Here is a 21,847-nt window from a genome sequence, read left to right as displayed (position 1 = left end):
GAATGGCTATCTCGACGAGTTGCGCGTCACGGAGGCTTGCCGATTTACCGCGAGCTTCACGCCGCCGGCCGAACGGTTCCCGGCGTCCTAAACAAAGGAGTTGACCATGTCCGAAGCGCTCGCCCGCTCCATATGCGATGAATACGGAATCAAGATCGTTCCGGGAAACGTCTTCCCCATGCCTGGTGAGACTCGCGCCGTAGCCACGATGGCCCGGATTATCGCGAAACACGGCGAAGGGCATTTCCGCATGGTCATGACCGAGTTGGCGGAAACTAAAGGCAAGGAAGGGCTGATCGACGTGTTCACGCTCTGGGCTTTCAGTGATCTGATTAGGGCATGCCCTGAATGGGTCGAAGAACATACGTCCCAGTTCCTCGACTGGCTCGACGAGCTCCCGATGGGATGGATCTGCTACATCACTTCCCAGCTTCGCGGCGTTGTTCGCCAGCGCTATGCCCTGGCCGGCGTCATCCATTACCAGCTCTGGGTGAAGGCGCAAAAGAGCCTGGCGGGGAAGGGCGCAACCGAAAAGTACGCGAAGCGCGTCCGCCGAACCAAGGAACAGGAGATTCAATACGGTCGCGAGCTGACCGGGATCAAACGGAGCTTGCCACACGGCCATTTCACGCTCTGGGTCCAGGAAAAGTCGGGTTTATCCCTGCATATCGCGCACAAGTTCATGCGCATGGCCCGAGAGGCGGATGCCGTGGAACTGAAGGCCGCCGCATAGATATCCGATCTGCCGCAAAGATCAGGCCGTGCCAGAACCGACCGTCAAAATTATTTGCGCCGAGTCTCGCAACTCACGCGCGCAGCTCTGCCTCTACTCGACTCACTGTCTCCTTTGTGCTTCCATATGAAAGAGGGGTTTGTGCAGTTTCGGTTGAGGGGACCAGATGCGCGTCACGCCATCCCAGTTAAGCCGCCGCGCTTTGGTGCTCGGCCCACTTCTGCTTTTGCTTCCAAATGACGCCGAGGCGCGCAGGCGAGGGGGCGGTGGAGGCGGAAGTCGCTCGCCCTTCGCGCTGGTCATAGGCGGCGTGCTAGTTTGCGCGATACTTGTCGCCAATTCCTTGTTTGGTCGGACAGGCAAGAAGCCGCGAGCGTCGCGGGAGGCCGTGGGGGGATTCACCGAATTCAATCCGATCAAAGGCCCGGCGGCGCCTAGAAGGGGTTTATCCCCCTGGGTGTTTATGTTGCCTCTCGCTGGCATCGTGATAGGTGGAGCCTACGGCTGGGCAACCGTGCCGCCGGAAGACACCATTTCCGCATCCTTCCCCATATGCGCATCGGACGCGCGGATAACCTGCGTCGTGGACGGTGATACATTCTGGCTCGAGGGCATCAAGTACGGGATCTCGGACGTCGACACGCCGGAGATCAGCGAGCCGTGTTGCGCAGAGGAGAAGGCGCTAGGCGAGCAGGCCAAGCTCCGCCTTCAATCGCTTCTGAACGCCGGCGCCTTCGGTCTCAAAGCAGGCCTCAGCGATGAGGACAAATACGGTCGGAAGCTGCGCGAGGTCTACCGAGGCGGCCGATCGCTCGGGGCACAACTCGTCGACGAGGGGCTTGCTCACCATTGGCTTGGCTTCAAGCCGTCGTGGTGCGGATAAGATGGCACGCCCCACGAGACCAGCAGGAGCGATCGGCGGCGTAACGCGAGCCTACGGGTATTTGTAAAAGACGTGACCTTTTACCCAGGTCACTGTTCCGTCCTCTGCTCGCTCCCAAGCTATCTTCGCATTCATCGGGTACGGGCAACCCTCTTGGTGAAACTGACCCAGACGCACTCTCGGAGCACGCTCACCACAAGGTGAGGAAATCTGGAACCCTTCTCCCTGCAGGTATCGTTCCAACGCCGCCGCATCACTGCCGGCCGGGAACCGCATCCGCAATCGCTTTGTGAGCTCCGGTGAAACGCCTTCTCGCATGCGGCTACGAAGAAAATCTTCGGGAGGGGGGCACCCGTTGGTCCACCAGCCTCCCGAGGCTTCTAAATCGCGCAGCAGCGGAGGCAATGGCGGATAGCACTCCCCTGGCCAGCATCCAGAAAGGAAGGTGCAGAGGCAGACCAGCGCTGCGCTCCTAGAAAAGTCGCGGATCATCGGCGTCCGTCCCACGCACTACAACCAGGAGCTTGAAGGGTCGCACAGTGCACGCTGCAGTCAAGGATTATGGCGCCGCCCAAAGGGGTTAGTGTGATTGCAGACGGCATTTGCGTACAATCACGAGCTCCAACGTCTTTCCTGTGCAATAACCTCGCCGACCCGGAACCCGGAGAAATCGATCCATGGGCATGATTGAAGAGCACATCGCATACGCCGAACCTGAAGTCCGCCCCATTCTGGACGGACTGAGAAGGCGGATTTTGATGCTAGACAGACGAATAAAAGAAGATGCGACGCCCCAGCAACGGCTTACCTACTCGATCAATCGCATATTTGCCGAAGTGAAGGTTCGCAAGAAGTATGTACTGGTAAGATTCTACAATTCTCGCACACCAGACCCGAGACAACTGGTGCAGCATATTGACCACGCTAACAAAAATCATTGGCCGCATGACAAGGAAATGCGCCTGCACAGTACCGAAATGGTGGATTACGTGATGCCTTTCCTGGAAGCTTCGCTACGCGAGAGTCTGAGACCGTAATTGGCGGGAAGAGGTTAGAGAAAAGGGCGGGCCTCCGGGATATGCCCTCCGCGCTGCTTGTGTGCGCATTCTGTATGCCTCCAAAGTCCGCCCTGATTGAATTTAATCAAACGGAAATCAAACCCGCGCCGAAGCCGACGGCTCCCCACAGCAGGAAAATGCTCGGGCAAGGCTTTCCCTATGTCTCTGTATCGGCGCGATGTCGGCCGGCAGAAATCCGTCTCCTACGCGGGGATTTTGGGCGGGAAGGCTATGTCTGATCGAGAGCCTGCAGCGATCGGCAAAGCAAGAGATCGCCCGCTTCCTCGGTATTACGCACCCGGCAAGTCTCCTGGCATGACGAGCAAGGGGAACCTACCGGCCTTCCGGATAGGCAGAACCGTGGCCGCCAGGAAATCCACCCTCCTGCAATGGATCGAAAAGCAGGAGAAGGAACAGGCTAGACGAGGTGCGAAGAAAAGGGCTGACTAAGGCCTTTTGGGGCAAGGGGCTTTAATCCGACATGAAACTTCAGCTTGTTGCGGCTCTCATACTTTCGCTTTCGACCGCTGTCTCCGCACAGGAACGGAAGCGACACGTCCCCAGGTATCACTACTTCCACTGCACTGCCGTGCACAGGATCTTAGCGGAAGCCTACAGGCACGCAGGCAACAAGGTCTCAGAGGCAGCCCAGAGGGTGAAGGCAGACCGTCTCTACCAGGAAGGCAAGAGAGACCTGATTGAAGTAGGTAAGGACCCTTCTGAAGCTGACGGAAGGGTGCAGAAATTCATCGATGAAATCATTGGAAAGCTAGAGGCAGACCCTAAGCTAATCCGGGTTTATGTCTTTGGATGCGATGAAGACGAAAAGGCTTAACCGCCTGTATTTTCTCGCTCTCTGGCTTTGCCGATCGGAATCATGACTGATCGCCTCCGCTTCTCAGCCTCACTCCAGGGCCGCCGTCGACCATCTCGCCTTCAGCCTGGAAGATCACGCCGGCCGCCTCCATCGCTTCCCGCATGTCCTGCAGGGTGCGATCGTATGGCGTCCGTTTACCCGCCTCGAAATTGGCAATCGTCGCCTTGGCTACCTTCGAGGCACTGGCGAGCTGTTCTTGAGACCATCCCAATATGGCACGACCCGCACGGCACTGTTCCGATGTGATAGACAAAATTAGCAACCTTACATCAAAAGTGTTGACTTGTGATTTGTGCAAGGTTGTATCAGAAGTGTAATCTTAACTCAATGGGGACGAGACCAATGCTGCATCAACCCACGCCTGCCGTCGCTGAAGCCCTGCCCAAGCTCGACCGTCTGAACAAAGAGGCTGAATCCATCGTTGCCCAGACCAATGGCCGAGCGGTCGTCTCATCCATGCGCGAACTCGAATGCGAGGTGGGCGCGGTCATGCAGATGGCGACCGTGCTTCACGACCTCATCGAGTTTGAGTTTCAGGCGGCACTCGGTTTCAGAAACACCGATCCCGATGCGGACGCGATCGTCTGCGCCGAATCGCGAGCGAACATCACCTTCATGGCCTATGAACTCGACCGGCGCGCGCGCCAATTGCATAAGGCCTACCAGGCAGCATATTGGGGCAAGAAACAGTCATGATCATCATGAGAAGGGCATAAGGGCCGCCATCAGAAGGCCTTGCCAGATCACGACAACAGACTCGCCCTGCCCTTTTTGCTTGGAGGGGCAGGATTTTCCATGAGCGATGATCAAGATCGGCCGAAGCTCACTGTAGTCGCGGACAATCCACATCCGAAGCCTAACAAGCGCATGGCCCAACAGCACTTCGACAGCGAACTGGTGGCTTGGCCGCAAACATCACCCGGGTCGTGAGAGGCGCTGGCCGGCCTTATGAGGTGATTCTGCGATGCGACGAGGTGGTGAAGGCCGCGATCGAATTCCACAACAGGGTCGGAAGGATGCCGTCTGAAGCCTCCGTCGCAAACGCGCTGATGCTCGAGGACGAGGAGATAAGAGACTACGATTCGCTGTTTGGCCGAAGGAAGCTTGCAATGCAGCGGACGGTCAGAGGTGCGCTGCAAGTGACCGCGTCGACTTTGCTTCATCAGCAACTTCAAATTAAACACGGTCAGCGCGAAATGGATGATGCTTTTGACGACCTTGAGCGCCTCTACGAGGATCTTCGGAGGAAGCGCGAAGCCGAGGCGAAGGCGGCCAGAGCGAGTGCGGCACCGAAACGCAAGCCAGCCAAGAGGAAGCCGAGAAAGGCTAAGGGCGTCGACTCGCTGTGAGCCATGTCGGCGTGGGTCGCCTTCTTGGAGCCGGCATAAGCAATCTGTTCAATCTTTGTGAAGGACTGGCGGCGATTGTAGCCCCATCCGCAGGCGAATCGCCTGGCAACGATGGAGGCGGCATGACGGTTCTGCAGTTCCCGGCCGATCGGCGCACGGGCGATGTCAAACGATGCGCTGAAGCCCTCCAGCGGCTCCATGGAGAGCAAGCAAACCGTTTCTGGCGGTCTGAAATGGCCGACTTTGCCGCGGCGCTGAGAAGGTCGGGCGTTGTCGAGGAAGAGATATCGCGCCAAGCCGGCCTATTCATGCACGCGGTACAGATGGAACTGCAGGTGGCGTTTGCCATCGAAGAGAACAACGCGTCCGCTTAACCTGATCCGGCGCGATTGGAAATCATTCCCCGGTGGTCATCTCCTAAACATGTTGCATTCCGTGTTGCGTGGAGTCGCCGTGTCTGCACGGTAGTCGTTGAAAATCAACGGAATTCTTTTGCAACATGACGCGACATGAAAAAGGCCGTTTGGCCAAGATGGCGTTGCCTTAACTTCTTGATTTTGCTGCTGAAAGTGGTTGGCTGGGGAACCTGGATTCGAACCAGGACTAACGGAGTCAGAGTCCGCTGGTCTACCGTTAACCTATTCCCCAAGGCTCGCTGGCAGAGCGTGGCCCGCCGCGTCGGTGTGGCGGGCTTATAAACAAAAGAATGGCCGATGCAAATACCTTCTGGCAAAAAAATGCGACTGGCCTGTGGCCAGCCACTTTATTTCACGCGCCAGGGCCGGGCAGGGGGCGGAACGACCGGCACCTGACTGTCTACCCGTAAGCCTAGGACCGACCTCGGTTTGCCGGCCTCAAGCGCGGCGCGCCTCACCAGACATGCAAAGGATGCTGCCGCACTTGGAATCACTGCATGTTTTTGTCCTTAAATCGATTTCGATTTAACGAAACGTGCAGCCACCGCACGTCAAAAAAGGTTTGGCGAAAAGGGGCGGCGCTGGTACAGTCGCGCCAACGCAAAATCGAGAGAGCGCCTTGAGCGGCCATCAGGCTTCGCGCGGCGCCATGGTTGAGACACGTGAGAGACCCCGATCACGGCGAAAAGCCGTCTGAATCTGGGGCGTCGGCAGCAGGTCGTGGCGAGGTGCGCAAGGGCGCGCCGCGCGGCGGAAAAGGCAAGCGGAGGCGGCGCAGGCCGTCCGGCTCGCCGTCTGCAGTTGCCAGCCAATCCGGCCAAGCCGGAGAAGCAGGGCGTCCCGCAGGACTGGAAGTGACGGAGCCGGCGCGCAAGCGCAAACGGCGCCGGCGCTCGAAAGCAGCAAGACCGCAGGGCCAGGTCGTGGCCGCCATTTCCGGCGAAAGCGTCGAGCTTGTCGTTGCGGCTATCACCGACAAGAAGGGCCATAAGCGCAGCAAGAAGGCACGTCATCGGCGCGGGCTTCAGGGACGGCCGCTTGCTTCGAACGGCAAATCGCATGCTGCTGACCGGCCGGGCGATACACGCGGTGCCGAGGCTGCCGCGGCTTCGCAGCCGGCGCAGGCACCTCGGCCGGAAAATCTGCGCGCACCCTTTGTTGCGACGGGTGAACCGCCGGCACCGCTTTACGCAGCGCTCGACCTCGGCACCAACAATTGCCGCCTGCTGGTCGCACAGCCGACCCGGCCGGGTCAGTTTCGCGTGGTCGACGCGTTCTCCCGCATCGTCCGGCTCGGCGAGGGGCTCGGAGCGAGCGGGCGCCTTTCGGACGACGCAATGGAGCGATCCGTCGAGGCACTCAAGATTTGCGCCGCGAAACTCAATGCCCGTTCGATCCGCCGCCGCCGACTGATCGCGACGGAAGCTGCGCGTTCGGCCGCCAATGGCGAATCCTTTTTGAAGCGCGTGGCGGAGGAAACCGGACTGGAACTCGAGATCATCGATCGCCAGACCGAGGCGCGGCTGGCGGTTTCCGGTTGCTCGTCGCTGGTCGATCGCGAGACGAGATCCGTCGTCCTCTTCGATATCGGCGGCGGCTCGTCCGAGATTGCCATCATCCGCATCGGCGACAACCGGTCGAGCCGGCTGGCCAACCACATCACCCATTGGACGTCGCTCCCCGTCGGGGTCGTCACCCTTTCGGAACGCCATGGCGGCGAACATGTGACGCCGCAGAGCTTCGAGGCGATGGTGCGCGAGGTCGAGGGCATGCTCGCCCGCTTCGACAGCCCACCGGTCGAGGCTCTTGCGAATGGCGGCGACGGCTTTCATCTGATCGGAACCTCGGGAACGGTGACGACCCTTGCTGGCGTTCATCTCGATCTGCCGCGTTACGACCGGCGCAAGGTCGATGGGCTGTGGCTGTCCGACGACGAGGTTTCGGCGATGCAATCCCGCCTGCTTTCCTGGGATTTCGCCGCTCGCGCCGCAAATCCTTGCATCGGGCCGGATCGTGCCGATCTGGTGCTCGCCGGCTGCGCGATCCTCGAGGCGATCCGCCGCCGCTGGCCGTCGACGCGCATGCGCGTGGCCGATCGCGGTCTGCGCGAAGGCCTGCTGACCGATATGATGGCGGACGACGGCGCCTGGCGCCGCGGGCGCCCGCGCCGGCACCAGCGCAGCTTCAATGGCGGATCGGCGAACCAGGAAGGAAACAAGGCCCACGAAGGGAACAGGACCCACGAGGGGAACAAGGCCCACGGGGGAAATGAAGCATGACGAAATCGCCGATCGGCGGCAACCGCAGCGGCCGCAAGCTTGGCCAGAAGGTGAAGAAGGGCAAGCTCAAGGCTTCCTCGCGCCGCTGGCTGGAGCGCCACATCAACGATCCTTACGTCCAGCGGGCGCAGCTCGAAGGTTATCGCGCCCGGGCGGCGTTCAAGCTTCTCGAAATCGACGAAAAGCACAAGATACTTGCCGGCGCTAGGCGAATCATCGACCTTGGTGCTGCACCCGGAAGCTGGTCGCAGATCGCCGCCAAGGTGACGAATTCGACCGACGCCGACCCGCGTGTGGCGGCGATCGACTTTCTTGAAATGGACCCGATCCCCGGTGTCCGCTTCCTGCAGATGGATTTTCTCGACCCTGAGGCGCCCGACAGGCTGAAGGAGGCGGTCGGTGGAACGCCCGACCTCGTGATCTCCGACATGGCGGCGCCGACGACCGGCCATCGCCAGACCGACCATCTCAGGACGATGCATCTTTGCGAGGTCGCGGCACATTTTGCCGTCGATGTGCTCGCCGAAGGCGGCCACTTCCTGGCAAAGACGTTCCAGGGCGGCACCGAGCGTGAACTCCTGAACATGCTGAAGCAGAATTTCCGTCAGGTCATCCATGTCAAGCCGGCCTCGTCTCGCGCCGAATCGGTCGAGATGTTCCTGCTCGCCAAGGGCTTCAAGGGGCGGCGGGCGACGGAACCAGCGGAAGATGCCGCAACGGAGTAGAACATGCTGCTTTACGTGACGCTCGGCACGAACGACCTCGACCGCGCAGGCGCCTTTTACGACAAGACGCTCGCGACACTCGGTCTTGAGCGCCGGAAGCAGGACGAAGTCGAGATCGGCTACGGCGCCGAAAGCGATGTCCGCTGCCGCCTCTGGGTGGTGACGCCGTTCAACGGCAAGGCGGCAACGATCGGCAACGGTTCGATGGTCGCGCTCCAGGCGGAAAACCGCGCTGCCGTCGATGCCTTCTACGCCGCCGCACTCGCCAATGGCGGCACGGACGAGGGCGCACCCGGCTTAAGGCCGTTCCATCCGAATTTCTATGCCGCTTACGTCCGCGATCCGGACGGCAACAAGCTGTCGGCCGTCTGCGAGCGGCCGGAATAAAGCGGCGCTGTCGCTATCGAGCCTTCCCTATTTGGCCGTCGTTTCGGCTTCGCGCATCTGCAGGCGGTGGCCGGAAACGGAAGCCCCGGCATTCTTCGCCATCGTCAGGAAGGGGATCGCTCCCAGCAGATTCGCGCCGGCGATGATCATGAAGGCGATGTGGAAGTCTTCCAGACCCAGCGGGTCGCCGCTGATCGCCGTTTCCACTTCAAGAATCGCGCCGGCGACGGCAACGCCAAGCGCGAGGCTGATCTGCTGCAGCACTGCGCTCATCGAGGTTGCCTTGCTGGCATCCGCATCGTCGATATCGGCGAAGGAAAGAGCGTTGACGCTGGTGAAGAAGAACGACCGGGCGAAGCCGGCAATCAGCAGGATGGACATCATCACCAAATAGGGTGTCGCGGGCGTGAAGAAGCCGTTGGCGAAGGTCATCAGGGCGCCGACGACGGCCGCAACGATCAGCGTGGTGCGGAAGCCGGCAAAGGCGAGAACGCGGCGCGCTAGAAATTTGGTGGTGATGGCGCCGACCGCGCCGACGAAGGTGATGAGGCCCGACTGGAATGGATTGAGACCGAAGCCGATCTGCAGCATCAGCGGCATCAGGAAGGGGATCGCGCCGACCGAGATGCGGAAGATCGTGCCGCCAATCGTGGCCGCGCGGAAGGCGCTGTCCCTAAACAGCTTCAGATCGAGCACCGGTGCGGGATGCCGGCGAGCGTGGACAATATAGAGGAACGTGGCGGCGATACCGGCCGAAACGGATGCAAAGCCGATCGCCGTCGGCAGCGCCGGCAGGCTGATGACCGACAGGCCGAAGACGATGCCCGAGGCGGCGATGCCGCCAAGCAGGAAGCCCAGAATGTCGACCGGCGGCGGGTTTCGCCGCTCCATCTCGGGCAGGTAGATACCGGAAAGCACGTAGCCGGCGATGCCGACTGGGACGTTGATCAGGAAGATCCAGTGCCAGGAAAAATAGGTGGTGATGAAGCCGCCGAGCGGTGGGCCGGCAAGCGGTCCGACGAGTGCCGGGATAGTCAGCAACGCCATGGCCGAGACGAGCTCACTGCGCGGCGCGCCTCGGACGAGAACGAGGCGAGCGACCGGCGTCATCATTGCGCCGCCCATACCCTGCAGGAAGCGTGACAGGACGAAGGCGATGAGGCTGTTCGAGATGGCGCAGAGCACCGAGCCGACGATGAAGACGAGAATCGCCGTGCGAAAAATGCGCTTGGCGCCGAAGCGGTCGGCCATCCAGCCGCTCAACGGTATGAAGATCGCGAGCGCCACCATGTAGGACGTCAGCGCCAGTTTCAGGGTGATTGGGCCAACACCGATGTCGTGGGCGATTGCCGGCAGTGAAGTCGAAATAACCGTGGAATCCATCTGCTCCATGAACAAAGCTATGGCAAGGATCAACGGGACGACACGATTCATGCGGAAAGGCCCTGGCGTGAGTGGCACGGGCGTGGCGCGACAATGACGGCCTATAGCATAATTCCCGGAAGTTGAATCGAATTCAGGAAATTATGGTCGGTCAAAGCGCAACCGCGACCCTACAGCGCCGCGCGTCTTATGAGACGCGCAAAGGACGCCGTAGCACTTTTGAGTTGCTGCATGTTTTTGTCCTTAAATCGGCTACGATTTAGGGAAACATGCAGCAGGCGTCTAAAAACACGAATGCCGTCGAAGCGCAAACCAAACCAGCGATTGCAGATCAAAAGCCTGTGAACCCGTCTGTCCATTTTCATCGGGACCCTACTTCCTGCCTGTCACGCACGTCGTGGCAACGGGCATAGTTGTAGGATGGAGGGACGACGATGACGTTTTCACTGACGCGCCGAACGCTGTTCGGAACGGGAGCAGCGGGCGCTCTCGCGGCTCCGACCTTGTTGACGGAGTTCGCCAGGGCTCAAGACGCGACGGAGCCACCGGTCATGACGAACGGCACGGCTTTCAAGACGCTCAAACTCGGCACCGCCAAGATCACGGTGATCAGCGATGGCACGCGCATGTCGGGGAACCCACACGAGACCTACGGGCTCAATCAGCCGGCTGATGCGGTTTCAACCCTGCTCACGGAGAATTTCCTGCCCGCCGACGGCTTCGTCAACGGGTTCTCACCGGCGCTGGTCGATACCGGAACCGATATCGTGCTTTTCGATACCGGCTTTGGTGAGGCCGGCCGGCAAATGGGAACGGGTAAGCTCGTCGATGGGCTGAAAGCCGCCGGCTACACGCCCGACCAGGTCTCGGTGGTAGTGATCACCCACATGCATGGCGACCATATCGGTGGCCTCATGACAGCCGGAAAGCCGACCTTTCCGAATGCGCGCTACGTCACCGGGCAGGTCGAGTACGATTTCTGGAAGGACGAGGCACGCGTCGGCACGCCTGCTGAAAATGGCCACAAGGCCGTGCTCGAAAAGGTCGTTCCACTCGCGGAAAAGACCACTTTCATCGCCGATGGTGCCGAAGTTGTGCCGGGCATAACGGCGCTCGCGGCCTTCGGCCATTCTCCGGGGCACGTGGTGTTCCGGCTTGATTCCGACAACGAGGCGCTGATGCTGACGGCGGACACGGCCAATCATTATGTCCTGTCGCTGCAGCGGCCCGATTGGGAAGTTCGTTTCGACATGGACAAGGCCGCTGCAACCGCTGCGCGCCGCAAGGTCTTCGACATGATCGCCACCGATCGCCTGCCCTTTATCGGCTATCACATGCCGTTCCCAGCGGTCGGTTTCGTCGAACGGAATGATCTCGGCTACCGCTTCGTGCCGGCGACCTATCAGTTCGATATCTGAGCAGCGGAGAAATGTTGCCCTGCAACAAGAATTTCCAGGGCCCGGGAGATTTCCGGGCCTTGACTATTCCCATTCCGACATATCCGTGTTACGAGCCCTCGCCAACTTCCAAGACAAGCTTTGAAGTCACCCGGTGGACAAATCGCTGACCGTCCCCGGGGATTTTCGTTTATTGAAGAGGAACTGGCCATGGCGCGTATCATCGAAACGGCAACCGGTCTGGAGGCTTTGACCTTCGACGACGTTCTGCTTCAGCCGGGACATTCCGAGGTCATGCCGGGCCAGACCAACATCTCGACCCGCATCGCACAGGATATCGACCTCAACCTCCCGATCCTGTCTTCCGCAATGGATACGGTCACCGAAGGCCGGCTGGCGATCGCTATGGCGCAGGCCGGCGGCATTGGTGTCATTCACCGCAACCTGACCCCGGCCGAACAGGCCGAAGAGGTTCGCCAGGTCAAGAAGTTCGAGAGCGGCATGGTCGTCAACCCGGTCACCATCGGTCCGGATGCGACGCTCGCAGACGCGCTGAGCCTGATGAAGGTGCATGGCATTTCCGGTATCCCGGTCGTTGAAAACGGCGGCGCTGGTGGGCAGAAGCAGGGGCGCCTCGTCGGCATCCTCACCAATCGCGACGTCCGCTTCGCCTCCGATCCGGGCCAGAAGATCTACGAACTGATGACCCGGGAAAACCTGATCACGGTCAAGGAAAACGTCGACCAGCAGGAAGCCAAGCGTCTCCTTCATAAGCACCGGATCGAGAAGCTCCTGGTGGTGGATCCGGACGGCCGCTGCGTCGGTCTGATTACGGTCAAGGACATCGAGAAGTCGCAGCTCAATCCCAACGCGTCGAAGGACGCGCAGGGCCGGCTTCGCGCCGCCGCCGCCGTCAGCGTCGGTGACGACGGCTTCGAGCGTGCCGAGCGGCTGATCGACGCCGGCGTCGACCTGATCGTCGTCGACACTGCGCACGGTCATTCACAGCGCGTGCTCGATGCCGTCGGCCGGATCAAGAAGCTGACGAATTCCGTGCGCATCATGGCAGGCAATGTCGCGACGGCTGACGGCACCAAGGCGCTGATCGATGCCGGTGCAGATGCCGTCAAGGTTGGAATCGGCCCCGGCTCCATCTGCACGACGCGCATCGTCGCTGGCGTCGGCGTGCCGCAACTTGCGGCGATCATGGCGGCCGTCGACGCCGCGCAGGCGTCCGGGATCCCGGTGATCGCCGACGGCGGCATCAAATTTTCCGGCGATCTCGCCAAGTCCATCGCGGCCGGCGCCTCCGCTGTAATGATCGGCTCGCTGCTGGCCGGCACCGACGAGAGCCCGGGTGAGGTTTTCCTCTATCAAGGTCGCTCGTTCAAGGCCTATCGCGGCATGGGGTCCGTCGGCGCCATGGCGCGCGGTTCGGCCGATCGCTACTTCCAGGCCGAGGTGCGAGATACACTGAAGCTCGTGCCAGAAGGCATCGAGGGTCAGGTCCCTTACAAGGGGCCGGTAGCGGGCGTGTTGCATCAACTCGCCGGCGGCCTCAAGGCCTCCATGGGCTATGTCGGTGGCGCGACGATCAAGGAGTATCAGGACCGCGCGACCTTCGTGCGCATCTCTGGTGCCGGCCTTCGCGAGAGCCATGCGCACGACGTGACGATCACTCGTGAGAGCCCGAACTATCCGGGCGCCGTCTGACATCTCCACGGGACGCCGTCCGGCGTCCCGCTCCACCCGATACTTTGACGCGGAACACCGATGACAGGCTTCGAGATCTTCTGGCCAATGGTCGCGCATGCTGCGCTGGTTTTCGCGCTCTATGCGCTGCTCTCGGCACGTCGCGCTTCGCTTGTTCGAACGGGCAAGGTCGAGGCGTCGCAGTTCCGCGAAAACCGCCACGAGCCGGCCGAGAGCCTTGTCGTCCGCAACAGCATCGCCAACCAATTCGAGTTGCCGGTGCTCTTCCATGTCTGCTGCGTGCTGCTCTACATCACCGAAGCCGACAACCTTGTCTCCCTCGGTCTCGCCTGGCTCTTCGTCGCTCTGCGCTACGTCCATGCCGGCGTTCACGTCACCAGCAACCGGCTCCGTTATCGCCGCCCGCTGTTCATCACCAGTTTCGTGACACTGCTCGCCATGTGGGGCTGGCTCTGCATCTGGATGGCGACCAGCTGATCGCTGTTTGCCGGCACGACTGTTTCAGATCTGAGACGATTTCTCCACCGAACGACCCCTCCTTGATGCGTGACCGAGCGCTCTGGACGAGGCGCTGGAATTTGCGGGCGAGGGCAAGGTCGCGGCCCACTTTTCCTGGGACAAGCTCGAGAACATGAACGCCATCTTCGAGCGCATGGAGGAGGGCAGGATCGACGGTCGCATCGTCCTCGATCTCAACGGCTAGGCAGTGAAATGGGACGGGGCGGGGTTCTCGCCCCGCTTCGCCCGATCCAGTGCTGCCGGTAACGTAGTTTTGTACGCCATGCGCGCGCCGGTTGACCTATCTTGTCGGCGGGCGGCTTTCCTTCCGATACCGCCTACGGAGAGGATAGCCGAAGGAGGGCGCTATGAACGAACCCGTCATCACCCAAGCGATGATCGATGCCTATGACGAATATACGCATCTGACACTGGACCGCCGCCGTTTCATGGAGACGCTGACAGCGCTGGCCGGTTCCGCCGCGGCCGCTGCGGCGATTGCTCCGATGCTGGCGGCAAATAGTGCCAAGGCGGAGATGATTGCCGACACCGATCAGCGCATCAAGGGCGAGGACATTACCTATCCGGGCGCCGACGGCGACATGAAGGGGTACCTCGTCAGGCCTGCCGATGCCTCCGGCAAGCTGCCGGCGGTGATTGTCATCCACGAAAACCGCGGTCTCAACCCGCATATTCGCGACGTCGCGCGCCGTATGGCGCTGGAGGGTTTTGTCGCCCTTGCGCCCGATTTCCTTTCTCCCGACGGAGGAACGCCGAGCGACGAAGACAAGGCCCGTGAGATGATCAGTGCGCTTGATGCCGGCGCAACCAACGAAAACGCGGTTGCGACTGTCACCTTCCTCAAGGGCCACGAAGGAAGCACTGGCAATGTCGGTGCCATCGGCTTTTGCTGGGGCGGCGGGCTCGTCAACCGCCTCGCCGTAAGCTCACCCGACCTTAAGGCCGGGGTCGCCTACTATGGTGCCCAACCGAAGGCCGAGGATGTTCCGAAGATCAAGGCCGCAATGCTAATGCATTATGCCGGGCTCGACGAGCGCATCAATGCCGGCATCGAAGACTATCGCAAGGCGCTGACCGCCAGCGGCAAGGACTTCACGATCTATGTTTACGACGGCGTCAACCACGCCTTCAACAATGACACGTCGGCAGCCCGCTACGACAAGGCCGCAGCCGATCTCGCCTGGAGCCGTACGGTCGAGTTCCTGAAGGCAAAACTCGCCTGACAACCGAATGGGCTGCCGGGCAGGTTGAACGGGCCAGCTTCGGCTCCGGCATCAATCGAGAAGGCCATGCCTCCCTCCGGATGCGCGGCCTTCGCTTTGACGAAAAACGCGTGGCTCTTACCACCCGGGCAGCATATGGCTCTGCCTGAGGCGCGGATAACGCGGATAGCTCTTCAAATCGCCGTCGAGGTCATCGTTGACCGTGATCGGCGTGATGTTGTCGAGGCAGGCGGTGATGTGGTTGGTGATCGCGTTGGAGAGTGACGGCGACAGGCCGGGGCGCTTCATGATGCCGATCTGAACCGGAGCCAGCGCCGGGAAGCCATCGGCCAGTGTCAGCACCTTCATGCCGGGCCGCAGCGCCGATTCCGGCAGCACCGAAACCGCCATGCCGGCGAGCACGGCCGCGGCGACGACGGTCGACGACCAACTCGTGAACAGGATCTGATATTCCTTGCCCGTCGCGTCAAGCGCCGCGCAGGCGGCCTGCCGCCACTGACAGTCGCGGCGGCCGACAGCAAGCGGGATCGGCGCGTTTTCCGGCAGCGGGTGGTTGATCGAACTCACCCAGCAAAGCGGCTCCGTCCGCACCACGTCGGAGGCCCGCGCCCTGGGATTGTGGGTGACGAGCGCGATGTCGAGATCGCCCTTTGCCATTTTTTCGGCGAGGTCGACCGAGGGCTCGCAGACGATGTAGAGCTCGACGTTCGGGTGGGTCTTGGCGAAACGGACGATGATCTCCGGCATGTAGCGATCGGCATAGTCGTCCGGCGTGCCGATCCTGAGTGTGCCTTCGAGCCGGTTGTCGTCGAAGGAGGCAATCGCCTCGTTGTTGAGGCGGATCATCCGGCGCGCGAAATTCAGGAGTCTATCGCCTTCGACGGTCAGCCGGTTGCCGCGCCCGTCCTTCATGAAAAGCGCCTTGCCGATGCGCTCTTCCAGGCGCCGCATCTGCATCGACACAGCCGATTGCGTCTTGAACACACGATCGGCAGCCTTGGTGAAGCTACCCGTATCTGCAATGGCAACGAAGGTTTGCAACTGGTCGATATCGAGCGGTGCTGACATGGCCGTATACCCATAAGATTGTTTGATGAATATCATTAAAAACATTCGTTGGACTGATCAATAAGCATTTGCGACTAATAGCGTGCAAATCACATCAGTCCTGTCCGCGAAATTCGTCGCTGACTCCGAAACTTTACTGCCTGCCCCTGCGTATGACCTCCCCGCAGGGAGTGGGCTTCTTCGTGCCTGAAAAAGGAGTACCGCCATGCGCACGACCCAACACGCCTTCGATCTCGACCTCGTTGCAGGAAAGCAGCCGCTTGCATCCCGCACGGCAGGCGTGACCGGCGTGCTGACGACTGTCTGGCGCCTGTTCCGCAACCGCCGCCAGATCGCACGTCTGCAAGATCTTGACGACCGGCAGTTGCTCGACATGGGATTGAAACGCGAAGACCTGCACGAGGCTTTGACCTCCTCGTTCTTCGACAATCCGGGCAGCTATCTGACGCGCGCCTCCCGAAACCGGGCGAACCTCTTCTACCGGGGGGTACGCCACGATTAACCCCTTGGCGCATCCCTCCGCCTTGGATGCGCCATACGGCATGATCCGCGATCGGTTGCCGCCTTTGCGGATCATGCCGTCGAAATCCGGTTCACGGTGCGCCGACCCGCACCGAAACGTTCCCCGCAGGGTATGAGCCAATAGACCCTGCCGCTTGCCCGGTGCATGACCAAGACATGCACCGGGCTTTTTTACGCGCGGTTCTGCAAGGGCGCTGTCGAAGGCGTCAGATGAATCCGTTTGAATGCAATGTGCCTTCAAGCAATTCCAGGAAAAGTGTGTAACGGTGTTCCGTCCGGGATTGCGTCGTTTCAGAGCTTATTTCGCTGTTTCAATGAAGCGGTGAAATGATCTATGTCTTGTCGCCGGAACTTTTCTTGTAGCTCTCGAACAGGGCGTCGATGTTCTTCTGATATTCCTTCTGCATCTCGAGCCCGCTGTCGAACATCGTGTTCATCATCTCGGAAAACTGCGCAAAGGCCGGGTTTTCCGCGGGTGTTTTTTCGGGTGTGCTCGCACCTCTTTGCATCATGTCCTGAAACGCCTTGAAGAAAGGATTGTCGGCGAAGATGTCCGGCGTCTTCGGCTTGCCTTCCGTCTTTGCCGTACCGAAGAATCCCTGCATCGCCTGAATGAAGGGATTGTCGAAGGCGGTCGGGGCGGGATCGGGTTTTTTGGCCAGCCCCGTTGCCTCCATCCATTGCTGCATCATCACCATCATGGGATTGTTGGCGAAGGCATCTCCGGACGCGCCGGTCGTTTGTTTGAAGAGGCCGCCCATCAGGGTGCTCGCCATCACCGGCAGCATCTGCTTGTAAATCTCCTGGCCGATGCCGGTCATCTGTGCGGCTTGTGCGGCAATCGCGCGCGACATCTCCTTGGAGCCGAACAACTGACCGAGGACGCCGTTGCCGTCGGCCATGCCCTGCGGCGTGAAGGCTTGGCTCATGTCCTCGAAATATTTTGCATAATTGCCGGTTGAAAGCGCGCCCAGCAGCGCACCGAAATCATAAGGATTGGCGGTGTTGCGCTTGAAGGCCGTTGAGAAAGCGGGCAGAAGCGCCGCCGTCGCCTTCATCATTTGTTCCTGGGCGAGGCCGTATTGCTTCGCCATCATCTCGATGGCCTTGCCGTTCTGCGCCTGCGCGAACATGTCAAAAAGCGGTGCCATCCCAGTTCCTTCCCAGCCGAACGACGCATCTCACCGCACTATAACGGGAAATGGGGGACTGCAAACCGCCTTTTTAAGCGAGCGAATGCCTCGGCGCGCTCAATACTGGTATTCGGCGAATACCGGCTCGACAGAACCGTTCCAGCGGCCGTTATAAAGCGCCAGCAGGTCTTCGGCGAGTGTCGCCTTCTTCGCCAGCACTTCGTCGAGTGGCGCCAGGAACTGGCTTTCGTCTACTCCATCGCCGTTCAGTCGATTGCGCCGCTTCAGGCCAGCGCGCGAAATCGCCAGAACTTCACGCGCGATGTCGAAGAGGGAGGTCGTGCCGAGCTTCGCGGAAAGCGCCTGGGCGGGCACGGCATCGCGCAACGCCTGAACGTTCTCGTAGCTCCAGCTACGGGTCAGTCCCTCGGCCGCGGCAAGCGCCTCGTCATCATAGAGCAGGCCGACCCAGAAGGCCGGCAGCGCGCAGATCCGGCGCCAGGGGCCGCCATCGGCGCCGCGCATCTCGAGGAAGCGCTTCAGCCGGACATCGGGGAAGAGCGTCGAGAGGTGATTTGCCCAGTCGCCCATATTGGGCTGCCATTCGGCGATCTCGCCCTTGAGCGCACCGGCCATGAATTGCCGGAACGTCACGTGGGTACAGTCATGGTAGTGCCCATCGCGTACGACGAAATACATCGGTACGTCGAGCGCCCATTCGACATAATCGGCAAAGCCGAATTCCGGCCTGAAGGCAGCTGGCAGCAGACCGGCGCGCTGATTATCGGTATCGCGCCAGATGTCGCCCCGCCAGGAAAGCAGGCCGTTGGGCTTGCCGTCGGTGAAGGGAGAGCTTGCGAAAAGGGCAGTCGCGAGTGGCTGCAGTTTCATCGATACCTGCATCTTGCGCCGCATGTCCTCCTCGGAGGAGAAGTCGAGATTCACCTGGATGGTGCAGGTGCGATACATCATGTCGAGGCCCTTGGTACCGACCTTCGGCATGTAGCGCGTCATGATGCCATATCGCGATTTCGGCATGCGCGGCGTCTCGGCAAATGTCCATTTCGGACTGCCGCCGATGCCGAGGAAGCGAATGCCGAGTGGTTCGGCAATTTCCCGAAGAACGGCCAGGTGCTGGTTGGATTCCTTGCAGGTCTGATGCAGGTTCTCGAGCGGCGCGCCGGAGAGCTCGAACTGCCCGCCAGGTTCCAGAGAAATGGCGCCATTGCCAGAATGCTCGGCGAGTCCGATGATGTTGCCCTCGTCGAGGATCGCTTCCCAGCCGCTTTTCTCGGCCATCCCGTTCAGAAGCGCCTGAATGCTGGCTTCGCCGAAATAGGGCACGGGACTGTTGTCCGCCTTGAAGAAGGCGAATTTCTCGTGCTCCGTACCGATCCGAAACTTCTCCTTCGGCTTCGATCCGGACTCCAGGTAGGCGGTCAGTTCAGCGACAGAGGTAACCGGCGTCTGGTCGGTGGTATCTCGGGCCATATGCGTCTTCTTTGTTTGAGCGGCGCCCGCCGGGCAGCAGGGGCAATGATGGGTGCTTGAACCGTAATTACGTGCGGCGCAAGTGAATTTCTTTCAAGATCTCCTCAAAAAAACTCCGTGCTGCGGGATTCCTTAAATCGGAGTCGACTTAAGGGCAAATCATGCAGCAATTCAAAGAGCTACAGCGTGCTTTGCGCATCTGGTTGGACGCGCGGCGCTACTGCATGCTTTCTTAAATCGTAGTCGATTTAAGGGTGAAAACATGCAGCAAATTCAAAGTGCTACAGCGTCCTTTGCGCGTCTGATTGGACACGCGGCGCTGTAGAGAGCGTGCGAGAGGGCGACGGATCATCGCCAGTCGCCGACCGCCGCCTGGATGACGGCCATTGCCGCGACGGCCGCCGTATCCGCCCGCAGGATCCGCGGTCCGAGCGGGATCGCCGTCACGAAGTCGAGGCTGCGCAGCAGCGTCCGCTCGGCTTCGGAAAAGCCGCCTTCGGGGCCGATCAGCAGGGCGAGCTTGCGCTCGGTAATTGCTTGCAGGATCGGCAGCGGATTCTGGCTTTCGTTGCCTTCGTCGCAGTAGACGATGCGGCGATCACGCGGCCAGGTCTGAAGAAGATCTTCGAGTTTTCTCGGGGTGTCGACCGGAGGAATGCCAAGCACGCCGCATTGTTCGGCCGCTTCGATCACATTCGCACGCACCCGGTCGAGGCTGCCGATCTTGCCTTGAACGTGCTGCGTCATCACCGGCTGCAGTCGGCCGGCCCCCATTTCGACGGCCTTCTGGACCAGATAGTCGAGCCGGCCGACTTTGAGCGGCGCGAAGAGATAGACGAGGTCGCAAGGAGCGGGCTGCGGACGCGTCTGTTCGACCGCGGTAAGCAGGAGACGCTTCTTGGACGGCAGCGAAAGCTCCGCCCGCCATTCGCCGTCGCGACCATTGAAGACTAGCAGCGACGCGCCTTCGTCGAAGCGCAACACATTGACGAGGTAGTTGTACTGTTCCTTGCTGGCCTCGTGTATCGAACCGGCATGAAGCGGGCTTTCCAAGAACAGGCGCTGCATACGGAAATTGGCACGCAATTCGGTCACCTTCAGAGGAAAAAGCCGGAAAGGATGAGATAGACGAATGCGGAGAGCAGGGCGGACGCCGGCACGGTGATGACCCAGGCCGCAATGATGGTCAGGAAATGGGAGCGGCGCACCAGCCGGCGTCGACGCACCTCGGCGAAGTTGGCTTCCGCCGCGCCCATGAAATCTTCCTGCCCCGTCTTTCGTCGAACGTACTCGAGCCGGCGCCTGGAGCGGCGCGTGTACCACTCGCGGAAGAAGCCGACGCCGAAGACCGCGCCGACCGCCGTGTGCGTAGAACTGATCGGCAGGCCGAGTGCGGATGCAAGCAACACGGTGACTGCTGTGGCAAGCGCAACGCAGAAGGCGCGCATGGGATTGAGACGGGTGATGTCTTCGCCGACGACCCGGATCAGAAGCGGCCCGTAGAGCAGCAGGCCGAGCGAGATACCGAGCGCGCCGATCAGCAGCACCCAAAAGGGCGCCCTCGCGCTTTCGGTTGATACGGCGCCATCGACAGCGGACACGATCGCGGACAGCGGACCAATCGCGTTGGAAACGTCATTGGCACCGTGCGCAAAGGAAAGCAGCGCCGCTGAAAATATCAACGGCATGCGGAACAGCTTGCGCAGCGACTGATTGCGGTTGTCGAGACCCTCCGACTGGCGGTGGATCCACGGCTTGCTCGACACATAGCAGACGATGCCCATGAACAGGCCGATCAGAAGACAGGTCGAAAGCGAAATGACGGCCACATGAACGAGCGCGAAAACCGCCACGTAGGCGGTGAAGGCGCCCGCCGTCACACCCAGGACGATCGGCATCCAGCGTCGCGCGGCCTCGATCTTGTCCTCGCGATAGATGATGAATTCCTTGAGGAAGGCCAGGAAAATCGCTGCGATGGCGCCGCCAAGCAGCGGCGATATCGACCAGCTTGCCGTAATGCCGGCGAGCGCCCACCATTTGACACTGGAAAGACCGGCGGCGGTCATGCCGGCGCCGGCGATGCCGCCGATGATCGAGTGGGTGGTAGATACCGGCGCGCGCGAATAGGTGGCGATGTTGATCCAGGCTGCGGACGAGATCAGCGCGGACATCATCACCCACACGAGCGTGTGAGGATCGACGAGCCCGCCGTCGACGATGCCCGCCTCGATCGTAAGCGTGACCTTCCGCCCCGCGATCAAAGCACCGGCGATTTCGAAGACGGCGGCGATCGCCAAGGCCGTCGCCATCGTCATCGCCTTTGCGCCGACGGCGGCGCCGACGTTGTTCGTCACGTCGTTGGCGCCGATGTTCATGGCCATGTAGCCGGCCATCGCCGCTGCCGCGACGACGATGGCGGCACCCGACGAGCCGACCACATAGATTGCCGCGAACGCCATGCTGAGAAGGAGGAAGAGCAGCGCCAGGCCGGGGGCCGCCAACCTGCGCCTCACGTGATGTGACGCTTCCTCGGCAAGACTGAGCTTGTCGAGGTCCTTGTCCAGGGTCAGCTTTTCCAGGCGCGGACGCGGCACGGGTCGATCTCCATTGTCATAATCGCCAGTAGCGGTACGGGCGAGCGCGTTCAAGCGGAATTGAAGGGAGAACGGCCGCAATGGCCGATGGCCGGTT

General features: G+C 60.9%; 21 protein-coding genes, 1 tRNA gene and 2 pseudogenes. 16 read left to right on the top strand and 8 right to left on the bottom strand.

The window, feature by feature from the left end; genetic code table 11:
* Positions 1-106: 106 nt before the first annotated feature.
* From PZN02_RS02260 to PZN02_RS02245, 4 genes are all read left to right on the top strand, one after another.
* Complete coding sequence (locus tag PZN02_RS02260; protein WP_280660020.1) at positions 107-733, top strand: hypothetical protein; 627 nt, start codon at positions 107-109, stop codon at positions 731-733.
* Between the two features lie 583 nt (positions 734-1,316).
* Entirely contained in the window at positions 1,317-1,616 is a 300-nt protein-coding gene (locus tag PZN02_RS02255; RefSeq protein ID WP_280660019.1) for a thermonuclease family protein, read from the top strand.
* Between the two features lie 677 nt (positions 1,617-2,293).
* The gene (locus PZN02_RS02250; RefSeq protein WP_280660018.1) at positions 2,294-2,653 is read left to right on the top strand and encodes a DUF5655 domain-containing protein; all 360 of its coding nucleotides are present in this window, start codon (positions 2,294-2,296) and stop codon (positions 2,651-2,653) included.
* A 502-nt stretch (positions 2,654-3,155) separates the two neighbouring features.
* Positions 3,156-3,509 carry a hypothetical protein gene (locus PZN02_RS02245; protein WP_280660017.1) on the top strand — a complete coding sequence of 118 codons (354 nt, stop codon included), beginning with the start codon at positions 3,156-3,158 and terminating at the stop codon, positions 3,507-3,509.
* A gap of 43 nt (positions 3,510-3,552) precedes the next feature.
* Here the strand turns inward: PZN02_RS02245 and PZN02_RS02240 are convergent.
* A pseudogene (locus tag PZN02_RS02240) lies at positions 3,553-3,804 on the bottom strand (helix-turn-helix domain-containing protein); the annotation flags it as partial.
* Between the two features lie 89 nt (positions 3,805-3,893).
* On the opposite strand from PZN02_RS02240, the gene PZN02_RS02235 reads away from it, so the two are divergent.
* The 3 genes from PZN02_RS02235 (at position 3,894) to PZN02_RS02225 (ending at position 5,274) form a co-directional block, all read left to right on the top strand.
* Positions 3,894-4,247, top strand: a complete 354-nt coding sequence (locus PZN02_RS02235) for a hypothetical protein (RefSeq protein WP_280660015.1) — start codon at positions 3,894-3,896, stop codon at positions 4,245-4,247.
* A 206-nt stretch (positions 4,248-4,453) separates the two neighbouring features.
* Positions 4,454-4,900: a hypothetical protein gene (locus tag PZN02_RS02230; protein WP_280660014.1), complete on the top strand. Its 447-nt coding sequence runs from the start codon at positions 4,454-4,456 to the stop codon at positions 4,898-4,900.
* Positions 4,897-5,274, top strand: coding sequence for a DUF6074 family protein (locus tag PZN02_RS02225; protein WP_280660013.1), 378 nt, complete (start codon positions 4,897-4,899; stop codon positions 5,272-5,274). Before PZN02_RS02230 ends, PZN02_RS02225 begins: the two co-directional genes overlap by 4 nt.
* A 200-nt stretch (positions 5,275-5,474) precedes the next feature.
* Here PZN02_RS02225 and PZN02_RS02220 read toward each other — a convergent pair.
* Positions 5,475-5,548 (bottom strand) — tRNA-Gln (locus PZN02_RS02220).
* 430 nt (positions 5,549-5,978) lie between these two features.
* Between PZN02_RS02220 and PZN02_RS02215 the strand changes: the two genes are divergently transcribed.
* Genes PZN02_RS02215 through PZN02_RS02205 form a run of 3 tightly spaced genes read left to right on the top strand, consistent with a single transcriptional unit; the run spans position 5,979 to position 8,707 of the window.
* The gene (locus PZN02_RS02215) at positions 5,979-7,595 is read left to right on the top strand and encodes a Ppx/GppA phosphatase family protein (RefSeq protein WP_280661358.1); all 1,617 of its coding nucleotides are present in this window, start codon (positions 5,979-5,981) and stop codon (positions 7,593-7,595) included.
* Positions 7,592-8,320, top strand: coding sequence for an RlmE family RNA methyltransferase (locus PZN02_RS02210; RefSeq protein WP_280660012.1), 729 nt, complete (start codon positions 7,592-7,594; stop codon positions 8,318-8,320). Before PZN02_RS02215 ends, PZN02_RS02210 begins: the two co-directional genes overlap by 4 nt.
* 3 nt (positions 8,321-8,323) lie before the next feature.
* The gene (locus PZN02_RS02205) at positions 8,324-8,707 is read left to right on the top strand and encodes a VOC family protein (RefSeq protein ID WP_280660011.1); all 384 of its coding nucleotides are present in this window, start codon (positions 8,324-8,326) and stop codon (positions 8,705-8,707) included.
* Between the two features lie 27 nt (positions 8,708-8,734).
* On the opposite strand, the gene PZN02_RS02200 is transcribed toward PZN02_RS02205, so the two are convergent.
* Positions 8,735-10,141, bottom strand: coding sequence for a DHA2 family efflux MFS transporter permease subunit (locus PZN02_RS02200; protein ID WP_280660010.1), 1,407 nt, complete (start codon positions 10,139-10,141; stop codon positions 8,735-8,737).
* Positions 10,142-10,524: 383 nt separating this feature from the next.
* On the opposite strand from PZN02_RS02200, the gene PZN02_RS02195 reads away from it, so the two are divergent.
* From PZN02_RS02195 to PZN02_RS02175, 5 genes and pseudogenes are all read left to right on the top strand, one after another.
* Entirely contained in the window at positions 10,525-11,508 is a 984-nt protein-coding gene (locus tag PZN02_RS02195; protein ID WP_280660009.1) for an MBL fold metallo-hydrolase, read from the top strand.
* 189 nt (positions 11,509-11,697) lie between these two features.
* Entirely contained in the window at positions 11,698-13,200 is a 1,503-nt protein-coding gene (guaB, locus tag PZN02_RS02190; protein ID WP_280660008.1) for an IMP dehydrogenase, read from the top strand.
* Positions 13,201-13,260: 60 nt separating this feature from the next.
* Complete coding sequence (locus PZN02_RS02185) at positions 13,261-13,677, top strand: MAPEG family protein (RefSeq protein ID WP_280660007.1); 417 nt, start codon at positions 13,261-13,263, stop codon at positions 13,675-13,677.
* A gap of 82 nt (positions 13,678-13,759) precedes the next feature.
* Positions 13,760-13,903: pseudogene (locus PZN02_RS02180) on the top strand (zinc-dependent alcohol dehydrogenase); the annotation flags it as partial.
* A gap of 163 nt (positions 13,904-14,066) precedes the next feature.
* Entirely contained in the window at positions 14,067-14,942 is an 876-nt protein-coding gene (locus tag PZN02_RS02175) for a dienelactone hydrolase family protein (RefSeq protein ID WP_280660006.1), read from the top strand.
* Positions 14,943-15,059: 117 nt separating this feature from the next.
* On the opposite strand, the gene PZN02_RS02170 is transcribed toward PZN02_RS02175, so the two are convergent.
* Positions 15,060-16,010 carry a LysR substrate-binding domain-containing protein gene (locus tag PZN02_RS02170; RefSeq protein ID WP_280660005.1) on the bottom strand — a complete coding sequence of 317 codons (951 nt, stop codon included), beginning with the start codon at positions 16,008-16,010 and terminating at the stop codon, positions 15,060-15,062.
* A 205-nt stretch (positions 16,011-16,215) separates the two neighbouring features.
* Between PZN02_RS02170 and PZN02_RS02165 the strand changes: the two genes are divergently transcribed.
* A complete protein-coding gene (locus PZN02_RS02165) occupies positions 16,216-16,512 on the top strand; it encodes a DUF1127 domain-containing protein (RefSeq protein ID WP_280660004.1) in 297 nt (98 codons plus the stop codon).
* A 352-nt stretch (positions 16,513-16,864) separates the two neighbouring features.
* Here PZN02_RS02165 and PZN02_RS02160 read toward each other — a convergent pair whose 3' ends face one another.
* The 4 genes from PZN02_RS02160 to PZN02_RS02145 form a co-directional block, all read right to left on the bottom strand.
* Positions 16,865-17,683 carry a DUF937 domain-containing protein gene (locus PZN02_RS02160; protein WP_280660003.1) on the bottom strand — a complete coding sequence of 273 codons (819 nt, stop codon included), beginning with the start codon at positions 17,681-17,683 and terminating at the stop codon, positions 16,865-16,867.
* 99 nt (positions 17,684-17,782) lie between these two features.
* Positions 17,783-19,156, bottom strand: a complete 1,374-nt coding sequence (locus PZN02_RS02155) for a glutamate--cysteine ligase (protein ID WP_280660002.1) — start codon at positions 19,154-19,156, stop codon at positions 17,783-17,785.
* 348 nt (positions 19,157-19,504) lie between these two features.
* The gene (locus PZN02_RS02150) at positions 19,505-20,242 is read right to left on the bottom strand and encodes a 16S rRNA (uracil(1498)-N(3))-methyltransferase (RefSeq protein WP_280660001.1); all 738 of its coding nucleotides are present in this window, start codon (positions 20,240-20,242) and stop codon (positions 19,505-19,507) included.
* Between the two features lie 11 nt (positions 20,243-20,253).
* A complete protein-coding gene (locus PZN02_RS02145; protein ID WP_280660000.1) occupies positions 20,254-21,750 on the bottom strand; it encodes an inorganic phosphate transporter in 1,497 nt (498 codons plus the stop codon).
* Positions 21,751-21,847: the final 97 nt, after the last annotated feature.

The sequence above is a fragment of the Sinorhizobium garamanticum genome, assembly GCF_029892065.1.
GTDB lineage: Bacteria > Pseudomonadota > Alphaproteobacteria > Rhizobiales > Rhizobiaceae > Sinorhizobium > Sinorhizobium garamanticum.
Note: the sequence above shows the minus strand (reverse complement) of the source record. Positions and strands in the feature narration are given on the sequence as shown.

Excerpts from the sequence above, each read along its gene's own strand:
- PZN02_RS02200 (WP_280660010.1), bottom strand. The coding sequence starts at position 10,141 with ATGAATCGTGTCGTCCCGTTGATCCTTGCCATAGCTTTGTTCATGGAG.
- PZN02_RS02210 (WP_280660012.1), top strand. The coding sequence starts at position 7,592 with ATGACGAAATCGCCGATCGGCGGCAACCGCAGCGGCCGCAAGCTTGGC.
- PZN02_RS02165 (WP_280660004.1), top strand. The coding sequence starts at position 16,216 with ATGCGCACGACCCAACACGCCTTCGATCTCGACCTCGTTGCAGGAAAG.
- PZN02_RS02245 (WP_280660017.1), top strand. The coding sequence starts at position 3,156 with ATGAAACTTCAGCTTGTTGCGGCTCTCATACTTTCGCTTTCGACCGCT.
- PZN02_RS02260 (WP_280660020.1), top strand. The coding sequence starts at position 107 with ATGTCCGAAGCGCTCGCCCGCTCCATATGCGATGAATACGGAATCAAG.
- PZN02_RS02250 (WP_280660018.1), top strand. The coding sequence starts at position 2,294 with ATGGGCATGATTGAAGAGCACATCGCATACGCCGAACCTGAAGTCCGC.
- PZN02_RS02195 (WP_280660009.1), top strand. The coding sequence starts at position 10,525 with ATGACGTTTTCACTGACGCGCCGAACGCTGTTCGGAACGGGAGCAGCG.
- guaB (WP_280660008.1), top strand. The coding sequence starts at position 11,698 with ATGGCGCGTATCATCGAAACGGCAACCGGTCTGGAGGCTTTGACCTTC.
- PZN02_RS02175 (WP_280660006.1), top strand. The coding sequence starts at position 14,067 with ATGAACGAACCCGTCATCACCCAAGCGATGATCGATGCCTATGACGAA.
- PZN02_RS02155 (WP_280660002.1), bottom strand. The coding sequence starts at position 19,156 with ATGGCCCGAGATACCACCGACCAGACGCCGGTTACCTCTGTCGCTGAA.
- PZN02_RS02170 (WP_280660005.1), bottom strand. The coding sequence starts at position 16,010 with ATGTCAGCACCGCTCGATATCGACCAGTTGCAAACCTTCGTTGCCATT.
- PZN02_RS02185 (WP_280660007.1), top strand. The coding sequence starts at position 13,261 with ATGACAGGCTTCGAGATCTTCTGGCCAATGGTCGCGCATGCTGCGCTG.
- PZN02_RS02205 (WP_280660011.1), top strand. The coding sequence starts at position 8,324 with ATGCTGCTTTACGTGACGCTCGGCACGAACGACCTCGACCGCGCAGGC.
- PZN02_RS02235 (WP_280660015.1), top strand. The coding sequence starts at position 3,894 with ATGCTGCATCAACCCACGCCTGCCGTCGCTGAAGCCCTGCCCAAGCTC.
- PZN02_RS02160 (WP_280660003.1), bottom strand. The coding sequence starts at position 17,683 with ATGGCACCGCTTTTTGACATGTTCGCGCAGGCGCAGAACGGCAAGGCC.